The following is an 18,968-nucleotide window of genomic DNA, read 5'->3' as shown; positions in this document are numbered from 1 at the left end:
ACCGAGATGACCTTCGAACCGATGCCGGCCGCAGCGCCGATGGTCCCACCCGTGCTGTACCTGCCCCTGAGCGTGACGTCGACGCCGGAGGAGCAGCTCGTCGAGATCCGGGAGCTGAAGGACGGGCGGCGCGCACTGCTCGCCTATACCGCCCTCGACCGGCTCCTGGACCTCGCCGGCGAGCGGCAGCCCTGGGTCCTGGTGCGCACCGAGGACCTCGGTCAGATCAAGGAGGCGCAGCCCTACGACGTCGTGATCTTCGACCTCGACGTGCCCGCGTCCTACCGCCGGAACGGAGCCATCGCATGAGCCGCATCGCGATGGACCCGGAGGTGATGGCCGTCCATGCGGACATGCACGAGGAGGCGGTCGAGCTCATCGAGACGAAGCTCTCCGGCATTCCGACGGCCGTCGACGGCGGACTCGCCTCCGACACGGTCGCCGCCATCATGCAGCGGGTGGGGGAGGGCGTCGATGCCCTCTACCGGATCAACGGCACCCTGGGGGAGATCGTTCGCGCCATCGCCGACGACGCGGAGACGAACGAGCAGGACGTGATCGACCAGCTCGACCCGGTCGCGGCCATCGTCGAGGACCTCTGATGACGATCGACACGACCACGTACGGCGACGCCGACCAGGTGCAGGCGGCCGCGGACTGGCTCGACCCCGACCTGAAGGACGCCGCAGACGTCTCCTCCAACGTCACGACCTTCATCCCCACCGGCGTGCGCGGGCACTGGTACGGCGAGTCGGCGGACGACTACGTCACGATCCTCTCGCGCACGACCGACGCCGCGAAGGAGATCAAGGACCTCGCCCGGGACGCCGCCGAGAAGCTCCGGTCGTATGCCGGGCAGCTGCGGCGCATGAAGGAGGACTTCGCGACGCACCGCGACAATGCGCGGGCGGCGGGGCTCCCGGTCAACGGCATGATCATCGGCCGGCCGGTGTCCCTGATCCCGGTGTGCCCCACCTCGCGGGACGACCCCTACTGGGACGAATGGCAGGAACACCTCGACCGGATCGAGCTGTACAACGAGATCGCCGCCGACGTCGGCTCCTGGTGGGGCGAGCTCGAGGTCTGGATCAGCGAGAACCTCGACGGCTTCCTCGGGACCATGCCGAGCCAGTCCACGGCGGACAAGATCCTGTCCGGTCTGCGGGAGGCGAGCGGCGAGGTCCCGAAGATCTACCTCGAGGGCCAGGGCCTGGCGTGGGCGGAGACGGCGGCCGAGCTCACCTCCCACGCGGAAGATCTGCGTCTCGGAGCATCGGACTTCGTTCGCGAGCTGCGCTCCGGCAACCCTGCCGTCAAGGCCGCTGCCGAGGCCGCCAACCCCACCGGCATGCGGTGGGCGGCGGACGAGGCCGAGGATCTGGCCCGCGGACTCTCACGCGCGAGTCGGGCGGTGCCGTTCATCGGCTGGGGCGTCGACGCCTGGAACCTGGGCTCGGCGATGTCGTCGGGCGACGACCCCTCGTCCACCGCGGTGGAGATCATCGGCGGTGCGGCGGGTGGCGCGGCTGCGGCCGCCGGGGTCGCCGCGCTCGCGGCGGCCGGTGTCGTCACGCTCCCCGTCTGGGGTACGGCGGTGGTCGTCGGCGGGGCCGCGGTGGCGGTCGGTGCCGGTGCGGTGTGGGCGTACGAGAACTGGGTCCCGCAGGACGTCCGGGAGTCGATCGACGCCGGCATGGCAGATGCATGGGACGCCACGACGGACTTCGCGGAGGACGCCTGGGAGAACACGACCGACTTCGTGGGCGACGCCGGGCACAACATCGGCAAGGCGTGGAAGGGACTGTTCGGGTGACAGGTCAGCAGCAGTCGACGTCTCCGGAGACGATCTGGGTACCGGGTCATCCGGGGTGGCAGGGGCAGCAGCGCGCGACCACGGCGCTCACCGTGTTCGGCGTCGTGTTCGCCATCGTGGTCCTGCTGTTCAGCCTGATCCTGTTCGCCGATCCGGCTCCGGCGATGAAGGCCTTGGCGATCGGCGTGCTCGCGGCCGTCGCCGTGGGCGTCTGGCTGATGGTGGCGCACGCCCGTGTCTCCCGGGTCCGAGTCGTCCGGCCGGTCGTCGACGGTCCGGCGATCGCGTTCGGCGCCGCCGCGGGGATCGTCTGGCCGTTGCGCGCCCTCGCGCCCGTGGGAGCCCTGCTTCTCGCGGCGTGGGCATGGAGCATCTTCACAGTGCCCGCAGATCGACTGCCGCTCCTCACCCTGCTCCTCCTTCCCGTGGTCGCGCTGATCATGACGGTCGCCGGCATCAGGTCGTGGTTCCGGGCTCCCTCCGCCCATCGCCTGACGCTGCGCCCGGACGGGTTGCAGCTCCGGATCCCGCGCAACAACGCGGCCGTGGAATGGGACGAGGTCGTCGGGGCCGCTCTGGAGAGCAACCGCGTGGTGCTGCGGACGGCGACCGCGCCGCCGTCCTCGTGGGCGGCGGCCGACCTTGCCAGCGACCCAGTGCTCCTGGCCGAGCTCGTCACCTTCTACGCGAACCATCCCGACGCCCGTGCCGAGATCGGCGCGGGCACGCTCGCCCGTCTGCGGTCCGGGGAGTTCTAGGAAGACCTTTCCGTACACGCGAGGGTTCGACGGTGTGATCCCCGGGGGTCGTCGCCAGAGCGTCAATCCGTAAGGCGGAACTCGATGCTCGCGGTCTGTTCCGGGTCCTCGAACCGGATCGTGCCGGAGGTGAAGTTCGGACGACGTGCGCTGGGTTCGACAACGAATCCAGCGTTTGTTGCTTCGAGGAAGCGCAAGATGACCTCTTCACCGTCGCTGGAGAGGCGCCAGGCACCGGAGCCGCGGAAGTCGCTTTGCGTGTCTCGGTACTGGAGGGGGTTGAAGGAGGCATCGGTCATCGTGAATGTGCCGTCGCGGTTGATCGTGAGCGTGCCGTTGTCGTCGCCGACCGCTTCCCAGAGGCCGATGGGAGAGGTGATGTGTGGGGCGTGGGTGCAGCCGGTGAGGCCGAGCATCACGAAGAGGGCGAGTACGGCTGATGGTGCGGCGAACGCGGTTGAGCCTCGACGTTGAGTCATAAGGTGTCAATCCGTGAGGCGGAACTCGATGCTCGCGGTCTGTTCCGGGTCCTCGAACCGAATTGTTCCGGAGGTGAAATCGACTTGTAGGTCTGCGGGGTCGACGGGGAAGCCGTCGTTCGTGGCCTCGTCGAACCGTAGGACAAGCGGGGGGTCGTCCGAGAAGGTTTCCCAGACACCGGAGCCGCGGAAGTCGTCTTGCGTGTCTCGGTGCTGGAGGGGGTTGAACGAGGTGTCGGTCATGGTGAATGTGCCGTCGCGGTTGATCGTGAGGGTGCCGTTGTCGTCGCCGACCGCTTCCCAGAGGCCGATGGGAGAGGTGACGGCGGGGGCAGGAGCGCAACTGACGAGGGTGAGTATCGTGGCAAGGACAAGAGCAACCGCCGCGATTGCTGAGCGGGCGCGGAGGATGAATGTCATGGGTACACCGTTTCGGTCCAGACGATGGTCTGATACTGGGGGGCGAACTCTCCGTTGCTAGCGTAGGCCGATGTCATGGCAGCCTCCACGAGGGGCACGTGGGCGCCACCTGTGCCGGGGATGCGCGTTGCGGAGTCGATGGTCGTGTCGTTGTTGATGATGTAAGTCACTGCCACGCCTCCGTCTGGCTGGGACTCTCCGGCGTGCACCTCCAGCTCATATGAGCCGAGAAAGGACTCGGGCAGGTTTTGGCCTCCGAGTAGGGAGCTGGGAATCCCGCTCGTGATGACGTTGAAACCGTCCTGAACGAGAACCGAGGGGTTGTCGCTGATGACCCGGTCGTAGAAGAGGGGGTTCCCGCCCTCGACTAATCTCGCACCGCGGAGCGCATCGAGTACGCGCACGCGAGCACCGTTGATGTGGTTGCTGTGCATCAGGGCGGTGACGAAGGGATCGTCGGGTCCGAGGACGACCCCGCGTGCACCGTCACGGCCACTGAAGAAGTCGTCGAGCAGTTCGCTTACCCTCCTGTTAGCGAGTTCCCGTGGGCTCCTGTCGGATGGGGTGGCAGTGCAGCCGAGGCCTCCCCAGGCTTCCGCCGCGGTTCGGGCGAGCAGGCCCGCAAGTATCCGGTCAGCTTCCCTCCGCTCATCGGCGAGGCGGGCGAGCTCGTCGGCTGCGTCCTGTGCGTCGATCGTCGCCTGGTGTTCGGCATCGAACCGCCGCGCGAGTCCCTCGGGGTCTGTGCCGAAGAGGGCCTCGCTGTGGACACCGTTGAGGATGAGCTCGGCAGCTTCGAGGCGGTGCTTCAAAGGTGCGGCTCGGCGAGCGATCTCGGCCACCGCATCAGCGTAGGCGAGGATCCCTTTACCGGCGATCCGCATCGCCTCCTCGGAGGCCTCCAGACTGTCGTGGAACTCGAGGATGCGGGCGCGGAACGCGTCGGCGCTCTCCCCGGTCCAGATGTCGTCGAGGTCGCGGAGAATGGCGGACACGGCCGATCTCGCGTCCGCGAGGTCCGACGCCTGCGTGTCCGTCCACTGCTTCGCCCTGTCGCACGTGTCGTCCACTCCGCTCGCCAGGCTTCGACCGGTGAGCGTGAGAACGCCATGCGCTTCGAACCACGTAGACACGAACATCTCCGCACCGGAAGAGACCAGGTCGCTGAGCGCTTCCGTGAGGTCGAACCCGCCATCGAGACGGGCTTTGCCGTGCGAGATGTCATGGAGCGAGCGCGCCACTCCGCGCATGCCACTGACGTCGATGTGAAGACCGTTGCGCACTGTTCCCCCGGAGACCCCCGCCCCGGATTCAGGCTAACGAGGAGGAGGACGACGGTGAAGAGAACCGCGACGCTGTATACCGGTGGCTCAGCGGGCGCCGGCGGCGTCGGCGAGATGACGCGCCTCGTGGCCGAGCACCTTCACGATGATCCCGTGGCGCCGGAGCTCGGCGACCGTGCGCGCGCCCTCTTCGGCGCCGAGCCCCAGGGCCCGGATGTTCGCCACGACGACCACGTCTCCGGTCCGGAGCGTCGAGATGAGCCGCGCGAGGCGGTCGTTCCAGCTCTCCAGGATGTCCGGCGCCGGGTGCCGGAAGCCCTCGATGGGCACACCGAAACGGGTGAGGTCGGCGCGCTGCTCGACGACCGACGGCATGCCCTCACGAGAGACGACGAGGCCGACCAGGCGGGAGCCCGCGGGGCGCGCGGTCCAGAAGTTGCGGTTCTGCTGCAGCTCCGTGAAGCACTTCGGGCACGTCGCCGCGTCGTGCGGGAGATGGAGCGGGCTCGTCAGCGCATCGTCGAGAGACGGCGTCGTGCCCGCCGGGTCCATCGTGTCGCTCATCCCGCACCTCCGCCCTCTATTCTGCCCTGCCGAGGCGCCCCGCGGCGACCGGATCAGAGCAGTTCGAGGGCGCGGACCGCCTCCCGCTCCTCCAAGAGCTCCGCGACCGAGGTGTCGATGCGCTCGCGGGCCCAGTCGTCGATCTCGAGGCCCTCCACGATGCGCCACTCGCCGTCGACGGACTGCACGGGGAACGAGGAGACGAGGCCCTCCGGAACGCCGTATTCTCCGCGCGAGACGACGGCCGCGGAGGTCCAGTCGTCGGTCCCGCGGACCCAGTCGCGCACATGGTCGATCGTCGCGCTCGCCGCGGAGGCGACGGAGGACGACCCGCGGACCTCGATGATCTCGGCCCCGCGCTTGGCGACCCGGGGGATGAACGTCTGCTCCAGCCACGCCGGGACGTCGCCGACGATCTGTTCCAGGGCCTCCTGCACGGGCTTCCCGCCGACGGTCGCATGCGACACGTCGGGGAACTGCGTGGCCGAGTGGTTGCCCCAGATGGGCACCCGTCGCACCGTGTGCACGGGGGCGCCGAGCGTCTGGGCGAGCTGGGCCCGTGCCCGGTTCTCGTCCAACCGCGTGAGGGCGGTGAAACGGTCGGCGGGGACGCCGTCGGCGGCCGCCGAGGCGATCAGGGCGTTCGTGTTGGCGGGGTTGCCCACCACGGTCACGCGGACGCCGGGGGCGGCGTTCGCGGCGATGGCGGCGCCCTGCGGCCCGAAGATGCCGCCGTTCGCTGCGAGCAGGTCGCCGCGCTCCATGCCGGGACCGCGGGGGCGCGCGCCCACGAGCAGGGCGAGGTCGCAGCCGTCGAAGCCAACCGCGGCGTCGTCGGTCACCTCCACGTGCTCGAGCAGGTCGAAAGCGCCGTCCTGCAGTTCGAGCGCCGCACCTTCCGCCGCGCCGAGCCCCTGCGGGATCTCCAGCAGCCGCAGCCGTACCTTCTCATCCGGACCGAGCATGTCGCCGGCGGCGATGCGGAAGAGGAGCGCGTAGCCGATCTGTCCGCCCGCGCCGGTGATGGTGATCGTGGTGGCCATGTCACGAGCCTACGTCCGTCGCGGTGTCGGCGCGCGGAGTACCCTCGACGCATGACGTTCAATCCCGACGCCGACCTCTCCCGCAACACCACGCGCCGCCGCGGACGCACGGCGGCGATCGCGGGCGGCTCCGGCGTCGGCGTGCTCGCCCTCCTCGCCCTCATCGCCGGCCCCCTGCTGGGCATCGACCTGAGCGGACTCGTCGGGGGCGCGCCCGGGGGCGGGAGCGAGCCCGCCGGCGGTTCGGCCATCCAGAACTGCGACAGCGGCGCGGACGCGAACGCGAACGTCGACTGCCGCATGGCGGGGGCGCAGGTCGCGCTCGACGCCTTCTGGGAGGACAACGTGGAGGGCTACCAGGCTCCGCAGCTCATCGTCGTCGATGGAGCGACCTCCACGCAGTGCGGCACCGCCTCCAACGCGGTCGGCCCGTTCTACTGCCCGCCGGAGGAGACCGTCTACATCGACCCCACGTTCTTCCAGCTCATGCAGGAGCAGTTCGGGGCCTCGGCGGGGAACCTCGCGCAGCTCTACATCGTCGGGCACGAGTGGGGTCACCACATCCAGAACCTCCTCGGGACCATGGAGAAGTACCCGAACAACGGGACGGGTCCCGGCAGCAACGGCGTGCGCATGGAGCTGCAGGCCGACTGCTATTCCGGCGGCTGGCTCGGCCGCGCGACCGAGCAGACCGACGCCGACGGCGACCCGTACCTCGAGAAGCCGACGGAGGAGCAGATCCGCGACGCCCTGAACGCGGCGTCGACCGTCGGCGACGATCACATCCAGGAGCAGTCCGGACAGGTGAACCCGGAGACCTGGACCCACGGCTCCAGCGAGCAGCGTCAGCGCTGGTTCGCGGAGGGCTACCAGAACGGGCTCGATGCGTGCGGGCAGGTGTTCACCCTCCCCGCCGATCAGCTCGACCCGTAGACCCGGCGCTCTCGCCGTTGTCAGATAACGTGGACTCGGCAGGACCGCACGACCGGTTGGGGGACCGAACATGACGAACACCGAGGGGCTGTATCCGCCCATCGAGCCGCACGAGACCGGAGTGCTGCTCGTCGGCGACGGGCACCGCGTGGCCTGGGAGATCAGCGGCAACCCCGACGGCAAGCCCGTCGTGTTCCTCCATGGCGGCCCCGGCAGCGGCACCTCGCCGTGGCAGCGGCAGTTCTTCGACCCCGATGCCTACCGGATCATCCTTCTCGATCAGCGCGGATGCGGTCGGAGCACGCCGTCCGCCGCGGAGCCGGAGGCCGATCTCCGGCACATCACCACCGCGCACCTCATCGCCGACCTCGAGCTGCTGCGCAAGAATCTCGGCATCGAGACGTGGCAGGTGTTCGGCGGGTCCTGGGGCAGCGCCCTCGCGCTCGCCTACGCCCAGGCCCACCCCGACGTGGTCTCCGAGCTGATCCTGCGCGGGATCTTCACGCTCCGTCGCGCCGAGCTCGAGTGGTTCTACGAGGGCGGGGCGGCGGCGCTCTTCCCGGACCTGTGGGAGGACTTCATCGCGCCGATCCCGGTCCTGGAGCGCTCCCGGATGATTGAGGCGTACCACCGGCGGCTGTTCGACCCGGACCCGGCGGTCCATGAACCGGCGGCCCTCGCGTGGGCGGCGTGGGAGGCGGCGACCATCACGCTGCGCCCCGACCCGGAGCAGATCGCGGCGATGGCCGATCCCCGCCGGGCCGTCGCTTTCGCACGCATCGAGAACCACTTCTTCGTGCACCGCGGCTGGTGGGCCGAAGGGCAGTTGCTCGCGGGGATCGACGCCATCCGGCACATCCCGGCCGTGATCGTGCAGGGCCGCCACGACGTGGTCACCCCGATGATGACGGCGTGGGACCTGCACCGTGCCTGGCCGGAAGCCGACTTCCAGGTGGTCGACGACGCGGGGCATTCCGCCGCCGAACCCGGTATCCGCGCGGCTCTCCGCGCCGCGACCGATCGGTTCCGCCCCGAGGACTGACGCGTTCCCCCCCCTCAGGCGCGGAGCGCGCGCATCAGGGTCTTCACGAGGCCGAGGGCGCCGCCGTCCGCACGATGCCGGGTGAGACCCTCGCTCACGGCGGCACCGGTGCGGGAGGAGGCGAACCACGGCGGTTTCGGGAGGATGGTCATCCGCCCTCCGCCGTTCGCGACGGGAAGCGAGCGCGGGAACGGCCGGAAGGGGCCACGCAGCACGGAGCGCTCCACCTGGTCCAGGAGCAGGGCGTTGTGGACGATGCCGATGCCGCTGCCGACGTCGTCGATCGTGCCCCCGGGGAACGCGCCCCAGGTGAGCGTCGGTGTGATGAATCCGAAGGCGGTCCAGCCGTTGATCGCGATCGAGCCGTAGTGCAGGGCGGTGAGTGCGCGCTCGAACCCGCTGCCGAGCGCCTTCTCGGTCGCCGGGTCGATGAGCAGGTTCGCGCCGAGCGTGCCCTGCAGCTTCTCGTTCGCGTGGGCGACCGCGGCATCGAGGAACTCCTGGCCCGTCCCTGGCAGGGTCACCACGCCGAGGACCGGGGCGAAGTACTCCGTGTTCTCCAGGGCTGAGGGGTCGTCGTCGGCACCGATCTCGACGAGGAGCCGGTCGCCGAGCACGAGGGCGTCCGGGTAGTCGTCCGCAGCGGTCTGCATGCGGGAGGGGGCACCGGGGTACCAGATGGGGCGCTCCGGAGCGGTGGCGTAGGCGCGGCGCAGCGCGGCGCGGAAGTCGTCGGCCTGGTCCCAGTCGGCGGAGAGGATGACGACCTGCCCCGCGATGCAGTTGTGACCGCTGTTCTGCAGGCGCATGGTCGCGATGTGCTCGGCCTGATACGTGAGGTCGGCGGCCGTCCACTTCCCCGGCACGACGATGATGGGGGAGACCCCGCCGAGCTCCGCCGTGATGGGCTTCTTCAGCAGCGGGCGGTTCTCGCGACGGCGACGCTTCGTCGCGGCTGCCCCCTCGCCGGTCGACGGTCCCCAGACGATGGTGTCGAAGGTCGCCGCCGAGCCGGTGATGTGCACGTGGGCGATGCCGGGGTGCTGGGTGAGGTAGGCGCCGGCGGCGGGGCCCCCGCGCACGATCCGCAGCAGTCCCGGCTCGATGAGCGGGGCGAGCGCGCGCTTGTAGACGGGGACCAGGGCATCCTGCGTGGGGTTCACCTTCAGCAGGGCGGTGCGGTTGTGGGCGAGGAGTTCGTACAGCACGTCCAGCACGGGGATGGAGGTCACGTTCCCGGCGCCGAGCACGAGTCCGACGCCTCCGGACACCGTCGGCGTGCGCTGCGCCAGACCGGCCTTCGCGCGGGCGGTGTTCGGAGTGGTCCCCGGTTCGAGCCAGACCTCGCCGGTGAAGCCGGACAGCAGGAACCGGTCGAGGCCGGTGAGGGGGAAGGCATGCACGCGCGCGCGGCCGCCGGGTGCGCGGTCGACCCGGATGCCGTCGAGCGGATTCGCACCGTTCGCGATCCGGGTGAGCGTGGCGATCGAGGCGTCCAGTGCTCCGAGGACGCTGTACGGACCGCTCAGCCACTCCTCGCCGCGGAGCGGATGCCGCGCGTCCAGGCCCTTGGAGGCGGCGGCGATCGTCGCCCAGTCCTCGGCTGTTGCGGCGACGCTCGTGCGCACCTGCCGGAGCAATGTCGCGCGCTGCGCCACGGTGAGCGCGGTCCACACCGCCGTCCCCGTCTGCAGGTCGGCGACGGCGGCGTCGAGACGTTCCGCCTCGCCCTCGCCGAGGGCGGGGGTGGCAGGCGCTGTCGTGGGCGCAGAAGTCATCGGCGTCTCCTTCGAACGGGCTTTCAGCTTAGGCGTCCGCGCGGAGATCCGCCGAGTGCGAGGACGATCAGATGAGCGAGAGCTCGCGCAGCTTCGACTCCACGTCGGCGTTCGACGGCTCGACGTGGTGCGAGGCGTCGGGGTAGACGACCACGGGGATGTTCGTGCGGCCGGAGATGTCCTTCGCGATGTCCGCGGCATCGGGGTCGGCGACCAGGTCGACGTAGGTGTACGCGACGCCGAGCTCGTCGAGCTGCTTCTTCGTGCGGATGCAGTCGCGGCACCAGTCGGCGCCGAACATCGTGATGGTGTCGGAGGCGGGGTTGGTCATGCGTCCAGCCTACGTCCGCGAGGGGCGGGTGGCTCCGAAGAAACCTGTGAGAGCAGCGGCGAGGGCCTCCGGCGCCTCCGGGTCCGCGCCGATGACGCGCTCCGGGACGTCCGGCTGGGCGAAGAAGAACCAGTGCCACCCAGGCGGAAGCGCTCATGGCCGAGTCGCTCGGCGACGGTGCGGATGTCTCGGGCGGCCCCGAGCCGCCGTGGCGCACGAGGATGTCCGCCTCCGCAGTCCGGATCCGCGTGGTCGTGAAGCCGGGGAACAGTGCCTCGTCGGAGCTGCTCATCGACCGGGGTCCGCTTCGTCCGGCAGCTTCTCGACCGGGACGATCACCACGTCCTGCACCTTCCAGTCCAGGTCGGCGATCCCCTCGGACGCGGCGGTCAGATCGGCCGTGCGGACGCCACGGTGATGCGGCACGACGAACGCCTCGATGTGGAACACCTGGCCCTGATCCCGCATGCGCACGGCAGCCTGATCCACCCAGGGGCGGCTGCGCAGGTAAGAGACGACATCGCGGGCCAGCGGATGCGGCTCCGCGCTGTCGAAGGTTCGGGCCCGCTGGTCCATGAGGTCGACGATCGCGGTCTTCGTGTTGCGGAAGCCGTCCCCGACGATGCCGAGCGAGATGAAGAGCGCCGCGGCACCGTCGAGCCACCAGACGCCGGCGCCCACGCCCAGCACGCCGACGATGGAGGCGACCGTCGTCTGCCAGTCCGCCTTCGCCATGTCGGCGTCGGCGTAGAGCAGCTTGTTGTGCAGGACGGGGGCGAGCTTGGCCTTGGCCGGACCGTAGAAGAACACCGGCCCGACGATCACGACGGCCATGACGGCTACCATCAGCCAGCCGAGCCAGATCGTCTGGCCGAACACCTGCACCGTGCCGATGGTCGGATGCTCCCCGCGGATGAGGCCGGCGACGGCCTCGACAGCGAGGTTCAGGCCGACCGCGAGGAGCGCGACACCGGCGACGAGGTGGCCGACGCCCATCGCGCGGTGGAGGCCGTAGGGGTGCTTCCGGGTGGGGCGCCGCCGCACGAACAGGAGCGCGAAGAGGAATGCGAACTGCGGGATGAGCGACAGCATGTCCTCGATCCACGCCGTGCGCATGGCCTGGGACTCGCCCACGACCAGAGCGATCACGGTGATCGTGATCGAGGTGTAGACGATCGTGATGATCTCCCAGCGCACGGCCTTGCGCGTGGCCTGCTGCTGTTCCTCGGGGAGCTCGGTGCGCCCGAACTGCTTCGTCCCGGTCATCGATCGACCTCCTCGTCGAGAGAGGTCTCGAGGGTCGAGAGGAAGGCGTTCTCGCCGAGGGGCACGAGCATGACGAGCTCCCGATCGCCCGCGCCCTCGATGCCGGGATAGCCACGGGTCACGCCCACCTTGTCGATCCACGGGGTGTCCGACGTCAGTCCGCCGGCCGCGAGGTCGAGGTCGCTCGCCTCCAGCATGCCCACCAGGCTCTCCTCGGTCGCGACCGTCCACGTGACATCCGCGTCGATGCTCGCGGCGAAGGCGTCGACGAGATCCACGACCGGCCCGCGCGGCTCGCCGCCGTCGATCTCGACGAGGCCGGGCTCGGGCGAGGTGCCGACCCGCAGCTCCCCACCCGTGACCCGGTCCAGGGTGCCATTCGGGTCCGCGGGGACCGTCATCCCGCATCCGCCGAGGGCTGTGGCCACGACGAGGCCGGCCAGGGCGCCGATCAGGCGTCGTCCGGCGGAGATCCGTCGAATCCTGTTGCTGCTCACGGCGCAAGGGTGGCCCGCGGCGTCGTCACCGGGCAACGGCGTTGACGAGCGCCGCCGGGGAAGGCTAGTCACCCTTATAGGTAAGGGTAGCCTTACCTATAGTGGAGACATGAGCAGCGCGTGCGAGCACCTGGAGGATCCGGACTGGGAAGCGATGGAAGGAGCGGTGCTGATCGCCGGCGATGCGGCCGATGTCGGAGCCATCGCGCGCGTCGCGTCGCGGCTCCCGTGGGATGCGCACGGCGTCATCCTCATCGAGGCGGCGGCCCGGATCCCGTTCCGGCACATCGATGTCCCCGCGGGGGTGTCGGTCCGCTGGCTCGTGCGGGCCGAGGGGGCGCGCGCCCACGCGCGTGGCGAGCGACTCGCGAACGCCGTCTACGCGTGGTGCCTGGAGTGGACGTGCAGCGAGCCCCCGGAGCACTGGACGGTGTGGCTCGGCCCGCACACGCCGCCCCACGTGGCGCGGATGGCGCGCAGCCTCCTCGGCGTCGCGAGCTGAGCCCGTCTCAGCGGGTCGCGCCGATCGCGGATGCCGTGGCGCCCGCGGTGATCGCGTCGAGCGCGCGGCGGAGCGCCGAGCTCGACGTGTGCGCGGTGTACGGGAAGTAGACGACCTCGACACCCACCTCCGCGAACTCGCTCTCCAGCCGCAGGCCCTTCTCGGTGCCGCGCCAGTCGTCGCCCTTGAAGAAGTGCGTGAAGCGCACGTCGCGCCAGGAGTCCATCTTCGACGGCGTCGTCTCGACGTAGACGTCGTCGACGAAGGAGATGTGCCGGACGATCTCGGCACGCTCGGCGGTCGGGATGACCGGCTCGATCCCCTTGACCTGACGCAGCATCTCGTCGCTCACGACACCGGCGATCAGGATGTCGCAGTGTTGTTTGGCGTGCCTCAGCAGATTGAGGTGCCCGACGTGAAACAGGTCGAAAGCTCCGACGGCATAGCCGATACGCGTCCCCATGATCTCCCCAGATCGATCATTCCCCAGTCGAACGGATCCCCACCCGTTCGGCGCGACTCCCACAGCCGCAGACGACACTCTAGCAGGAACATGTCCTGCGGCCCATAGGAACCCATGGAACGATGGATGCCGGAGCCGATGGGGCTGCGGAACGAAGGGGACCACGTTGGGGGCAGGGGTCACGGTCATCGTGCCGACGTACAACGAGCGCGACAACGTCGCCGAACTCGTGGAGCGGACAGCTGCGGCGTTGGCGGGGCGGGACGCCGAGATCCTCTTCGTCGACGACAGCACCGACGACACCACGGCCGAGGTGGAGCGCGTCGCGGTCGATGCCCCGATCCCGGTGCGGGTGATCCACCGCGCGGACAACGTCGGTGGCCTCGGCGGGGCGGTCGTGGTCGGCCTGGGAGCCGCGGACGCCGATGTCTGCATCGTGATGGACGGCGACCTCCAGCATCCGCCCGAGCTCCTGCCGGCTCTGCTCGACCGCTATGCGGCGGGGGACGCGGACGTGGTCGCGGCCTCCCGCTACATCGGCGGCGGCGACACCAGCGGCCTCGGCACGGCCGTGCGGTTCGGGGTGTCCCGCGCGGCCACCTGGCTGACCCGCGCGATGTTCCCCCGACGGCTCGCCCGCAGCACCGATCCGATGACCGGTTTCTTCCTCGTCGACCGGCGCCGGCTCGACCTGGCCACCCTGCGGCCGCAGGGGTTCAAGATCCTCCTGGAGATCCTCGCCCGGACCGATCTGCGGATCGCGGAGGTCCCGATGGAGTTCGCCGAGCGTCGGCACGGCACCTCGAAGGCGAGCCTCCGGCAGGGGGCCACGTTCATCGCGCACCTGGCCCGGCTGCGCTTCGGCAAGATGTCCCTCTTCGCGGCGATCGGCGTCCTCGGGGCCATCGCGAACCTCGCGATCATGTGGGCGCTGACCGCCGCGGGCGTGCCCTACGTGTGGGCGGCGATCATCGGCGCCGAGGTCACGATCATCGGCAACTTCCTGCTGCAGGAGCGTTTCGTCTTCGCCGACATGCGCACCGATGCTCGCAGCGCCGCCGTGCGCTTCGCGGCCTCGTTCACGTTCAACAACGTCGAGGCGGCGCTGCGCATCCCGGTGATGGCGCTCATGGTCGAGACGTGGCACATCTCCAGCGTGCTCGCGACGGCCCTGTCTCTCGTCGTGGCGTTCTTCGCCCGGTTCCTGTTCCACTCGCTCGTCGTGTACGCGCCCCGTCGGCGTCGGGAGGAGCGGCGGGCCGCGGGCGAGCCGGAGCCGGACACCGCGACCCTGCGCATCATCCGCGCCATTGACGCGGAGGCGATGAAGCCGGGCGAGCTCTAGGCGTCCGCGGACAGGTAGTCGGCGAGGGCGGCATCCGCGTCCCGCGGCGTCCAGCCGGTGGCCGTGATCCGGGCGAGGTCCAGGACGCTGTTGCGCGGACGCGGCGCGATCGGTCCGGCCTGGTCGGCGAAGTACTCCTCCGTCGTCACCGAGGTGACCGCGGCGGGGTCGTGCCCGGTCAGCCGGTAGACCGCGCGCGCGATGTCGGCCCAGGAGTGCGGTTCGCCGCCCCCGGTCACGTTGTAGAGCCCGAACGGCGCCGAGGCGTCGAGCAGATGCCGGATGGCCTCCGCGAGGTCTGCCGTGAACGTGAGTCGTCCGACCTGGTCGCCCACCACACGCGGGGCGACGCCCCGCCCGGCCAGCGAGGCCATCGTGCGCACGAAGTTGTGACCGTCGCCGATCACCCAGGAGGTGCGCAGGATGTAGTGGCGGGGCACGGTCGCGACGATCGCGTCTCCGGCGGCCTTCGTCTGGCCGTACACACCCAGCGGGCGGACCCCGTCCGTCTCGGTGTACGGCTCGTCTTTCGTGCCGTCGAACACGTAGTCGCTGGACACGTGCACGAGCGTGAGGCCGTTCTCGGTCGCGACCCGGGCGAGCGCGGACACCCCGGTGACGTTCGCCGCCCAGGCTTCTGCCCGGCCCTCCGCCGTCTCGGCACGGTCGACGGCCGTGTACGCGGCCGCGTTGATGATCGCTCCGTAGTCGCGCCAGCGCCGTGCGCGGGTCAGCCCAGGGTCGCGGAGATCCAGCGTCTCGCGGGTCGTGTACTCGACGTGCTCCGCGTCGCCGAAGGCCCTGCGCAGCGCCAGGCCGAGCTGACCGGATGCCCCGACGACGAGGATCTTCCGCGGGCCGATCGGGGTCACCTCGGCCAGTCGAGGATGCGCCCGATCCTTCGGGGAGATCTCGACCTGGTCGAGGGGGATCGGCCACGCGATCGCCGCCGTCTCGTCGGCGAGGTTCAGGAACGAGTAGGCCGCGTCGGGGGACCAATGGTCGTTCACCAGGTACGTGTAGGCGGTGTCCGCTTCGAGCGTCTGGTACGAGTTGCCGACGCCGCGCGGGACGAGGATCGCGCGCGACGGATCGATCTCCGCCGTGAAGACGCGGCCGAAGCTCTCTCCTTCACGAAGGTCGACCCAGGCGCCGAAGATGCGGCCGGTGGCGACGGAGACCCATTTGTCCCAGGGTTCCGCGTGGATGCCGCGGGTCGTGCCGACGGCGTCGTTGAACGAGATGTTGTTCTGCACGGGGCCGAAGTCCGGAAGACCGGCGGCGACCATCTTCTCGCGCTGCCAGTTCTCCTTGAACCAGCCGCGGGTATCGCCGTGCACGGGGAGGTCGACGAGGAGCAGGCCGGGGATCGGCGTCTCCGTGATCGTGAGCGCCTTGCCGAACGCGGTCATCACTGCCCCCTGGCGGCGTAGAACGACTCCGTAGCGTCCTTGGCCGGCGCCCACCAGTCCTCGTTCTCGCGGTACCACTCGATGGTCGAGGCCAGGCCCGATTCGAAGTCGGAGAACCGCGGTGCCCAACCGAGCTCGGTGCGCAGCTTCGTGGAGTCGATCGCGTAGCGCAGGTCGTGACCGGCGCGGTCGGTGACATGGTCGTAGGCGTCGGCCGGCTGCCCCATCTGCGTGAGGATCAGCTCGACGACGGACTTGTTGTCCTTCTCGCCGTCGGCGCCGATCAGGTACGTCTGGCCGATCTCGCCCTTCTCCAGGATCGTGAGGACGGCCGAGGAGTGGTCGTCGGCGTGGATCCAGTCGCGCACGTTCTGTCCGGCGCCGTACAGCTTGGGCCGGATCCCGCGCAGCACGTTCGTGATCTGGCGCGGGATGAACTTCTCCACGTGCTGGTACGGGCCGTAGTTGTTCGAGCAGTTCGAGATCGTCGCCTGCACACCGAACGAGCGCACCCAGGCGCGAACGAGCAGGTCGCTGCCGGCCTTCGTGGACGAGTACGGCGACGAGGGGTTGTACGGCGTCTGCTCCGTGAATCGTGCCGGGTCGTCCAGCTCCAGATCTCCGTAGACCTCGTCGGTGGAGATGTGGTGGAACCGGCGATCGTGCCGACGGGCGGCCTCGAGCAGTGTGTAGGTACCGATGATGTTCGTGTCGAGGAACGGACGCGGGTCGTGCAGCGAGTTGTCGTTGTGGGACTCGGCGGCGTAGTGGACGACGGCGTCGGTCCGGGCGAACAGGCTGTCGACGAGCGCGGCGTCGGCGATGTCCCCCTCCACGAGCTCGACCCGGTCGGCGGGCAGGCCCGCGAGCGAGGCGCGGTTGCCGGCATAGGTGAGCTTGTCCAGCACCGTCACCTGCGCGTCCGTGTGCGCGACGACGTGGTGGACGAAGTTCGATCCGATGAAGCCGGCACCGCCGGTCACGAGCAGGCGGGTCATCGAGCGCCCCTTTCGAGCAGTCCGAGCAGGTAGGTTCCGTAGCCCGACTTGACGAGGGCTTCCGCGCGCGTGCGCAGGGCCTCGTCGTCGAGGAAGCCCTGACGCCAGGCGACCTCCTCCGGCACACCGATCTTCATTCCCGTGCGGCGCTCCATCGTGCGCACATAGTCGGCGGCGTCGGTCATCTGGTCGAATGTCCCGGTGTCCAGCCACGCGGTCCCGCGCGGAAGGACCTCGACCTGGAGCTTGCCGCGCTCGAGGTAGGCCCGGTTCACGTCCGTGATCTCGTACTCCCCACGGGCACTCGGCGCCAGGTTGCGGGCGATCTCGATGACATCGTTGTCGTAGAAGTACAGGCCGGGTACGGCGTAGTTGCTCTGCGGCGCGGCGGGCTTCTCCTCCAGGGAGATGGCTTGGCCACCGGCGTCGAACGCCACGACCCCATAGGCCTCCGGCTCCGCCACCCAGTAGGCGAAGACCGCGCCGCCGTCGATGTCGGCGAAGCGCTTGAGCTGCGTGCCCAGGCCCGGCCCATAGAGCAGGTTGTCCCCGAGGACCAGGGCGACACTGTCGTCCCCGATGAAGTCCGCGCCGATCGTGAAGGCCTGTGCGAGACCGTCCGGCGATTCCTGCTGAGCGAACGAGAGGGAGACGCCGAACTGCGAGCCGTCTCCGAGCAGACGCTCGAAGTGCGCGGCGTCGTGCGGCGTCGTGATGACCAGGATCTCGCGGATCCCGGCGAGCATCAGCGTCGACAGCGGGTAGTACACCATCGGCTTGTCGTAGACCGGGATCAGCTGCTTCGAGACCCCCAGCGTGATGGGGTGCAGCCGCGTCCCCGAGCCGCCCGCCAGAATGATGCCCTTCATGTATCCCCCTTGTGAAACATCGATGCTCGTGGCGGCGTCACTGAGAGGACGGCCATCCCCTGCCGTCCGACGACCCCCACAGTCGTACGCTCGACTCTAGCGGAGAAGTCGCCCTTTACACCCCCCGGACCGAGGGCCATAGTGGGCCTCGTGGGATCCCAGGACAGCCCGGCGCTGTCCGTCACCTGGGCGCATCGTGCCGAGCAGTCGGCCTCCGTCTGGGCGCGCGCACACGCCAGGGGAGAGGTTCCGAGCGTGTGGCCGTACGGGCTGGACGCTCTCCGCGACCATGCCGTGGTGGAGGTGGACGAGCTGCCCGATCCCGGTCGGATCGCACGGCTCCGCGCACGTGCCGGCCTCGGCCCCCGACCCCGCGCGGGGCTCGCCATCGCCTGGGACGAGAACACCGCCTACCGCCTCCAGATCCTGCGGCCGCGGACGCGATACGCCGCGGGGGTCATCTGGCTCACCGACATGGCGGCGGCCGGTGCCGCGCCCGGTCGCTTGGTGACGATGCTGCGGGCGGCCACGGCGCTCTGGGTGCTGAGCGAGGCACAGGTCGTGCCCCTGCAGCGGCTCCTCGGGACCGGCGGGCCCCGCATCTTCGTCGTGCCGTTCGGGATCGACCACGAGTTCTTCGGCGCGCAGCCGCCCGCTGCCCGACCCCGGATCGTCAGCGCGGGCAACGACAGGGACCGGGATCCCGCGACGCTGTACGCCGCGCTCGCCCTGGTCCTCGCCGCACGCCCGGGCGTCGACGTCGTCGTGCAGTCGCCCTCCGCGTTGCCGCCTCCGGAGGGCGTCCGGCTCGTGCGCCGACTGCCGCACACCGAGCTCCGCGATCTCTATGCGACAGCGAGTGTCGTGGTGACCGCGACCCGCCCGAACCTGCACGCATCCGGGATGACGGTCGCCCTCGAGGCACTGTCCACCGCCCGCCCCGTCGTCGTCTCGGACACCCCGGGCATGCGTGACTACGTCAGCACCCGCACCGGTGACCTCGTCCCACCGCGGGACCCGGAGGCTCTGGCGGAAGCGCTGATCGGGATGCTCGACGATCCCGACCGCGCGGCCGCGCTCGGGCGGCAGGGGCGGATCGAGGTCGAGCGGCGGTTCACGACGAGGACGATGGTCGACGCGCTCGTCCGCGGTCTCATAGCTGACGGCTGAGG

General features: G+C 70.0%; 22 protein-coding genes. 9 read left to right on the top strand and 13 right to left on the bottom strand.

Annotated elements, in window-relative coordinates:
• Window positions 1-6 precede the first annotated feature (6 nt).
• Genes B2W79_RS04925 through B2W79_RS04910 form a run of 4 tightly spaced genes read left to right on the top strand, consistent with a single transcriptional unit; the run spans window position 7 to window position 2,571 of the window.
• Entirely contained in the window at window positions 7-309 is a 303-nt protein-coding gene (locus B2W79_RS04925) for an SAV_915 family protein (protein ID WP_071327725.1), read from the top strand.
• Complete coding sequence (locus B2W79_RS04920) at window positions 306-602, top strand: hypothetical protein (protein WP_062635420.1); 297 nt, start codon at window positions 306-308, stop codon at window positions 600-602. Before B2W79_RS04925 ends, B2W79_RS04920 begins: the two co-directional genes overlap by 4 nt.
• Window positions 602-1,813, top strand: coding sequence for a hypothetical protein (locus B2W79_RS04915; protein ID WP_025104634.1), 1,212 nt, complete (start codon window positions 602-604; stop codon window positions 1,811-1,813). The genes B2W79_RS04920 and B2W79_RS04915 overlap by 1 nt, the downstream gene beginning before the upstream one ends.
• Complete coding sequence (locus B2W79_RS04910) at window positions 1,810-2,571, top strand: hypothetical protein (protein ID WP_071327724.1); 762 nt, start codon at window positions 1,810-1,812, stop codon at window positions 2,569-2,571. Before B2W79_RS04915 ends, B2W79_RS04910 begins: the two co-directional genes overlap by 4 nt.
• Window positions 2,572-2,633: 62 nt before the next feature.
• Here B2W79_RS04910 and B2W79_RS04905 read toward each other — a convergent pair whose 3' ends face one another.
• The 5 genes from B2W79_RS04905 to B2W79_RS04885 all read right to left on the bottom strand — a co-directional run bounded on the left by B2W79_RS04905 (window position 2,634) and on the right by B2W79_RS04885 (window position 6,360).
• Window positions 2,634-2,987 carry a hypothetical protein gene (locus tag B2W79_RS04905; protein WP_292787561.1) on the bottom strand — a complete coding sequence of 118 codons (354 nt, stop codon included), beginning with the start codon at window positions 2,985-2,987 and terminating at the stop codon, window positions 2,634-2,636.
• Between the two features lie 69 nt (window positions 2,988-3,056).
• Entirely contained in the window at window positions 3,057-3,470 is a 414-nt protein-coding gene (locus B2W79_RS04900) for a hypothetical protein (RefSeq protein WP_071327721.1), read from the bottom strand.
• A complete protein-coding gene (locus B2W79_RS04895) occupies window positions 3,467-4,711 on the bottom strand; it encodes a WXG100 family type VII secretion target (RefSeq protein ID WP_292787558.1) in 1,245 nt (414 codons plus the stop codon). The genes B2W79_RS04900 and B2W79_RS04895 overlap by 4 nt, the downstream gene beginning before the upstream one ends.
• A 129-nt stretch (window positions 4,712-4,840) precedes the next feature.
• Window positions 4,841-5,317, bottom strand: a complete 477-nt coding sequence (locus B2W79_RS04890) for a dehydrogenase (protein ID WP_292787556.1) — start codon at window positions 5,315-5,317, stop codon at window positions 4,841-4,843.
• Between the two features lie 53 nt (window positions 5,318-5,370).
• Window positions 5,371-6,360, bottom strand: coding sequence for a malate dehydrogenase (locus tag B2W79_RS04885; RefSeq protein WP_292787554.1), 990 nt, complete (start codon window positions 6,358-6,360; stop codon window positions 5,371-5,373).
• Window positions 6,361-6,411: 51 nt separating this feature from the next.
• On the opposite strand from B2W79_RS04885, the gene ypfJ reads away from it, so the two are divergent.
• Window positions 6,412-7,293, top strand: a complete 882-nt coding sequence (gene ypfJ, locus B2W79_RS04880) for a KPN_02809 family neutral zinc metallopeptidase (protein WP_292787552.1) — start codon at window positions 6,412-6,414, stop codon at window positions 7,291-7,293.
• A gap of 70 nt (window positions 7,294-7,363) precedes the next feature.
• Window positions 7,364-8,335, top strand: coding sequence for a prolyl aminopeptidase (gene pip, locus B2W79_RS04875; RefSeq protein ID WP_292787550.1), 972 nt, complete (start codon window positions 7,364-7,366; stop codon window positions 8,333-8,335).
• A 14-nt stretch (window positions 8,336-8,349) separates the two neighbouring features.
• Here the strand turns inward: pip and B2W79_RS04870 are convergent, their stop codons facing one another.
• The 4 genes from B2W79_RS04870 to B2W79_RS04855 form a co-directional block, all read right to left on the bottom strand.
• Window positions 8,350-10,113 (bottom strand): aldehyde dehydrogenase family protein, encoded by a 1,764-nt coding sequence (locus B2W79_RS04870; RefSeq protein WP_071327715.1) that lies wholly within the window; start codon window positions 10,111-10,113, stop codon window positions 8,350-8,352.
• A gap of 67 nt (window positions 10,114-10,180) precedes the next feature.
• Complete coding sequence (locus B2W79_RS04865) at window positions 10,181-10,444, bottom strand: glutaredoxin family protein (RefSeq protein WP_071327714.1); 264 nt, start codon at window positions 10,442-10,444, stop codon at window positions 10,181-10,183.
• Between the two features lie 288 nt (window positions 10,445-10,732).
• The gene (locus B2W79_RS04860; RefSeq protein WP_292787548.1) at window positions 10,733-11,710 is read right to left on the bottom strand and encodes a cation transporter; all 978 of its coding nucleotides are present in this window, start codon (window positions 11,708-11,710) and stop codon (window positions 10,733-10,735) included.
• The gene (locus B2W79_RS04855) at window positions 11,707-12,207 is read right to left on the bottom strand and encodes a hypothetical protein (protein WP_292787546.1); all 501 of its coding nucleotides are present in this window, start codon (window positions 12,205-12,207) and stop codon (window positions 11,707-11,709) included. The genes B2W79_RS04860 and B2W79_RS04855 overlap by 4 nt, the downstream gene beginning before the upstream one ends.
• A 109-nt stretch (window positions 12,208-12,316) precedes the next feature.
• Between B2W79_RS04855 and B2W79_RS04850 the strand changes: the two genes are divergently transcribed.
• Entirely contained in the window at window positions 12,317-12,709 is a 393-nt protein-coding gene (locus B2W79_RS04850; RefSeq protein ID WP_292787544.1) for an SIP domain-containing protein, read from the top strand.
• Between the two features lie 7 nt (window positions 12,710-12,716).
• On the opposite strand, the gene B2W79_RS04845 is transcribed toward B2W79_RS04850, so the two are convergent.
• Window positions 12,717-13,172, bottom strand: a complete 456-nt coding sequence (locus tag B2W79_RS04845; RefSeq protein ID WP_292787542.1) for an adenylyltransferase/cytidyltransferase family protein — start codon at window positions 13,170-13,172, stop codon at window positions 12,717-12,719.
• A 166-nt stretch (window positions 13,173-13,338) separates the two neighbouring features.
• Between B2W79_RS04845 and B2W79_RS04840 the strand changes: the two genes are divergently transcribed.
• Window positions 13,339-14,517 carry a glycosyltransferase gene (locus B2W79_RS04840; protein ID WP_256209349.1) on the top strand — a complete coding sequence of 393 codons (1,179 nt, stop codon included), beginning with the start codon at window positions 13,339-13,341 and terminating at the stop codon, window positions 14,515-14,517.
• Here the strand turns inward: B2W79_RS04840 and B2W79_RS04835 are convergent.
• From B2W79_RS04835 to rfbA, 3 genes are read right to left on the bottom strand one after another with little or no spacing between them, the layout of a single operon-like run.
• The gene (locus tag B2W79_RS04835) at window positions 14,514-15,929 is read right to left on the bottom strand and encodes a sugar nucleotide-binding protein (protein WP_071327710.1); all 1,416 of its coding nucleotides are present in this window, start codon (window positions 15,927-15,929) and stop codon (window positions 14,514-14,516) included. The genes B2W79_RS04840 and B2W79_RS04835 overlap by 4 nt on opposite strands.
• On the bottom strand, window positions 15,929-16,927 hold the full coding sequence (gene rfbB, locus B2W79_RS04830; protein WP_060922256.1) for a dTDP-glucose 4,6-dehydratase: 999 nt from the start codon (window positions 16,925-16,927) through the stop codon (window positions 15,929-15,931). Before rfbB ends, B2W79_RS04835 begins: the two co-directional genes overlap by 1 nt.
• Window positions 16,924-17,796: a glucose-1-phosphate thymidylyltransferase RfbA gene (rfbA, locus tag B2W79_RS04825; RefSeq protein WP_071327709.1), complete on the bottom strand. Its 873-nt coding sequence runs from the start codon at window positions 17,794-17,796 to the stop codon at window positions 16,924-16,926. The genes rfbB and rfbA overlap by 4 nt, the downstream gene beginning before the upstream one ends.
• Before the next feature lie 150 nt (window positions 17,797-17,946).
• Between rfbA and B2W79_RS04820 the strand changes: the two genes are divergently transcribed.
• Window positions 17,947-18,966, top strand: a complete 1,020-nt coding sequence (locus B2W79_RS04820) for a glycosyltransferase family 4 protein (protein ID WP_071328063.1) — start codon at window positions 17,947-17,949, stop codon at window positions 18,964-18,966.
• The last annotated feature ends 2 nt before the right edge of the window (window positions 18,967-18,968 follow it).

The organism is Microbacterium sp. UBA7513, from assembly GCF_002478345.1.
GTDB lineage: Bacteria > Actinomycetota > Actinomycetes > Actinomycetales > Microbacteriaceae > Microbacterium.
The sequence above is the reverse complement of the archived record's forward strand: the minus strand, read 5'-3'. Positions and strand labels throughout refer to the sequence as shown.

Bases quoted from the DNA above. Each gene is read 5' to 3' on its own strand.
- B2W79_RS04900 (WP_071327721.1), bottom strand. From the start codon at position 3,470: ATGACATTCATCCTCCGCGCCCGCTCAGCAATCGCGGCGGTTGCTCTT.
- pip (WP_292787550.1), top strand. From the start codon at position 7,364: ATGACGAACACCGAGGGGCTGTATCCGCCCATCGAGCCGCACGAGACC.
- B2W79_RS04845 (WP_292787542.1), bottom strand. From the start codon at position 13,172: ATGGGGACGCGTATCGGCTATGCCGTCGGAGCTTTCGACCTGTTTCAC.
- rfbB (WP_060922256.1), bottom strand. From the start codon at position 16,927: ATGACCCGCCTGCTCGTGACCGGCGGTGCCGGCTTCATCGGATCGAAC.
- rfbA (WP_071327709.1), bottom strand. From the start codon at position 17,796: ATGAAGGGCATCATTCTGGCGGGCGGCTCGGGGACGCGGCTGCACCCC.
- B2W79_RS04850 (WP_292787544.1), top strand. From the start codon at position 12,317: ATGAGCAGCGCGTGCGAGCACCTGGAGGATCCGGACTGGGAAGCGATG.
- B2W79_RS04870 (WP_071327715.1), bottom strand. From the start codon at position 10,113: ATGACTTCTGCGCCCACGACAGCGCCTGCCACCCCCGCCCTCGGCGAG.
- B2W79_RS04905 (WP_292787561.1), bottom strand. From the start codon at position 2,987: ATGCTCGGCCTCACCGGCTGCACCCACGCCCCACACATCACCTCTCCC.
- B2W79_RS04835 (WP_071327710.1), bottom strand. From the start codon at position 15,929: ATGACCGCGTTCGGCAAGGCGCTCACGATCACGGAGACGCCGATCCCC.
- B2W79_RS04925 (WP_071327725.1), top strand. From the start codon at position 7: ATGACCTTCGAACCGATGCCGGCCGCAGCGCCGATGGTCCCACCCGTG.
- B2W79_RS04890 (WP_292787556.1), bottom strand. From the start codon at position 5,317: ATGAGCGACACGATGGACCCGGCGGGCACGACGCCGTCTCTCGACGAT.
- B2W79_RS04865 (WP_071327714.1), bottom strand. From the start codon at position 10,444: ATGACCAACCCCGCCTCCGACACCATCACGATGTTCGGCGCCGACTGG.
- ypfJ (WP_292787552.1), top strand. From the start codon at position 6,412: ATGACGTTCAATCCCGACGCCGACCTCTCCCGCAACACCACGCGCCGC.
- B2W79_RS04860 (WP_292787548.1), bottom strand. From the start codon at position 11,710: ATGACCGGGACGAAGCAGTTCGGGCGCACCGAGCTCCCCGAGGAACAG.
- B2W79_RS04885 (WP_292787554.1), bottom strand. From the start codon at position 6,360: ATGGCCACCACGATCACCATCACCGGCGCGGGCGGACAGATCGGCTAC.
- B2W79_RS04915 (WP_025104634.1), top strand. From the start codon at position 602: ATGACGATCGACACGACCACGTACGGCGACGCCGACCAGGTGCAGGCG.
- B2W79_RS04920 (WP_062635420.1), top strand. From the start codon at position 306: ATGAGCCGCATCGCGATGGACCCGGAGGTGATGGCCGTCCATGCGGAC.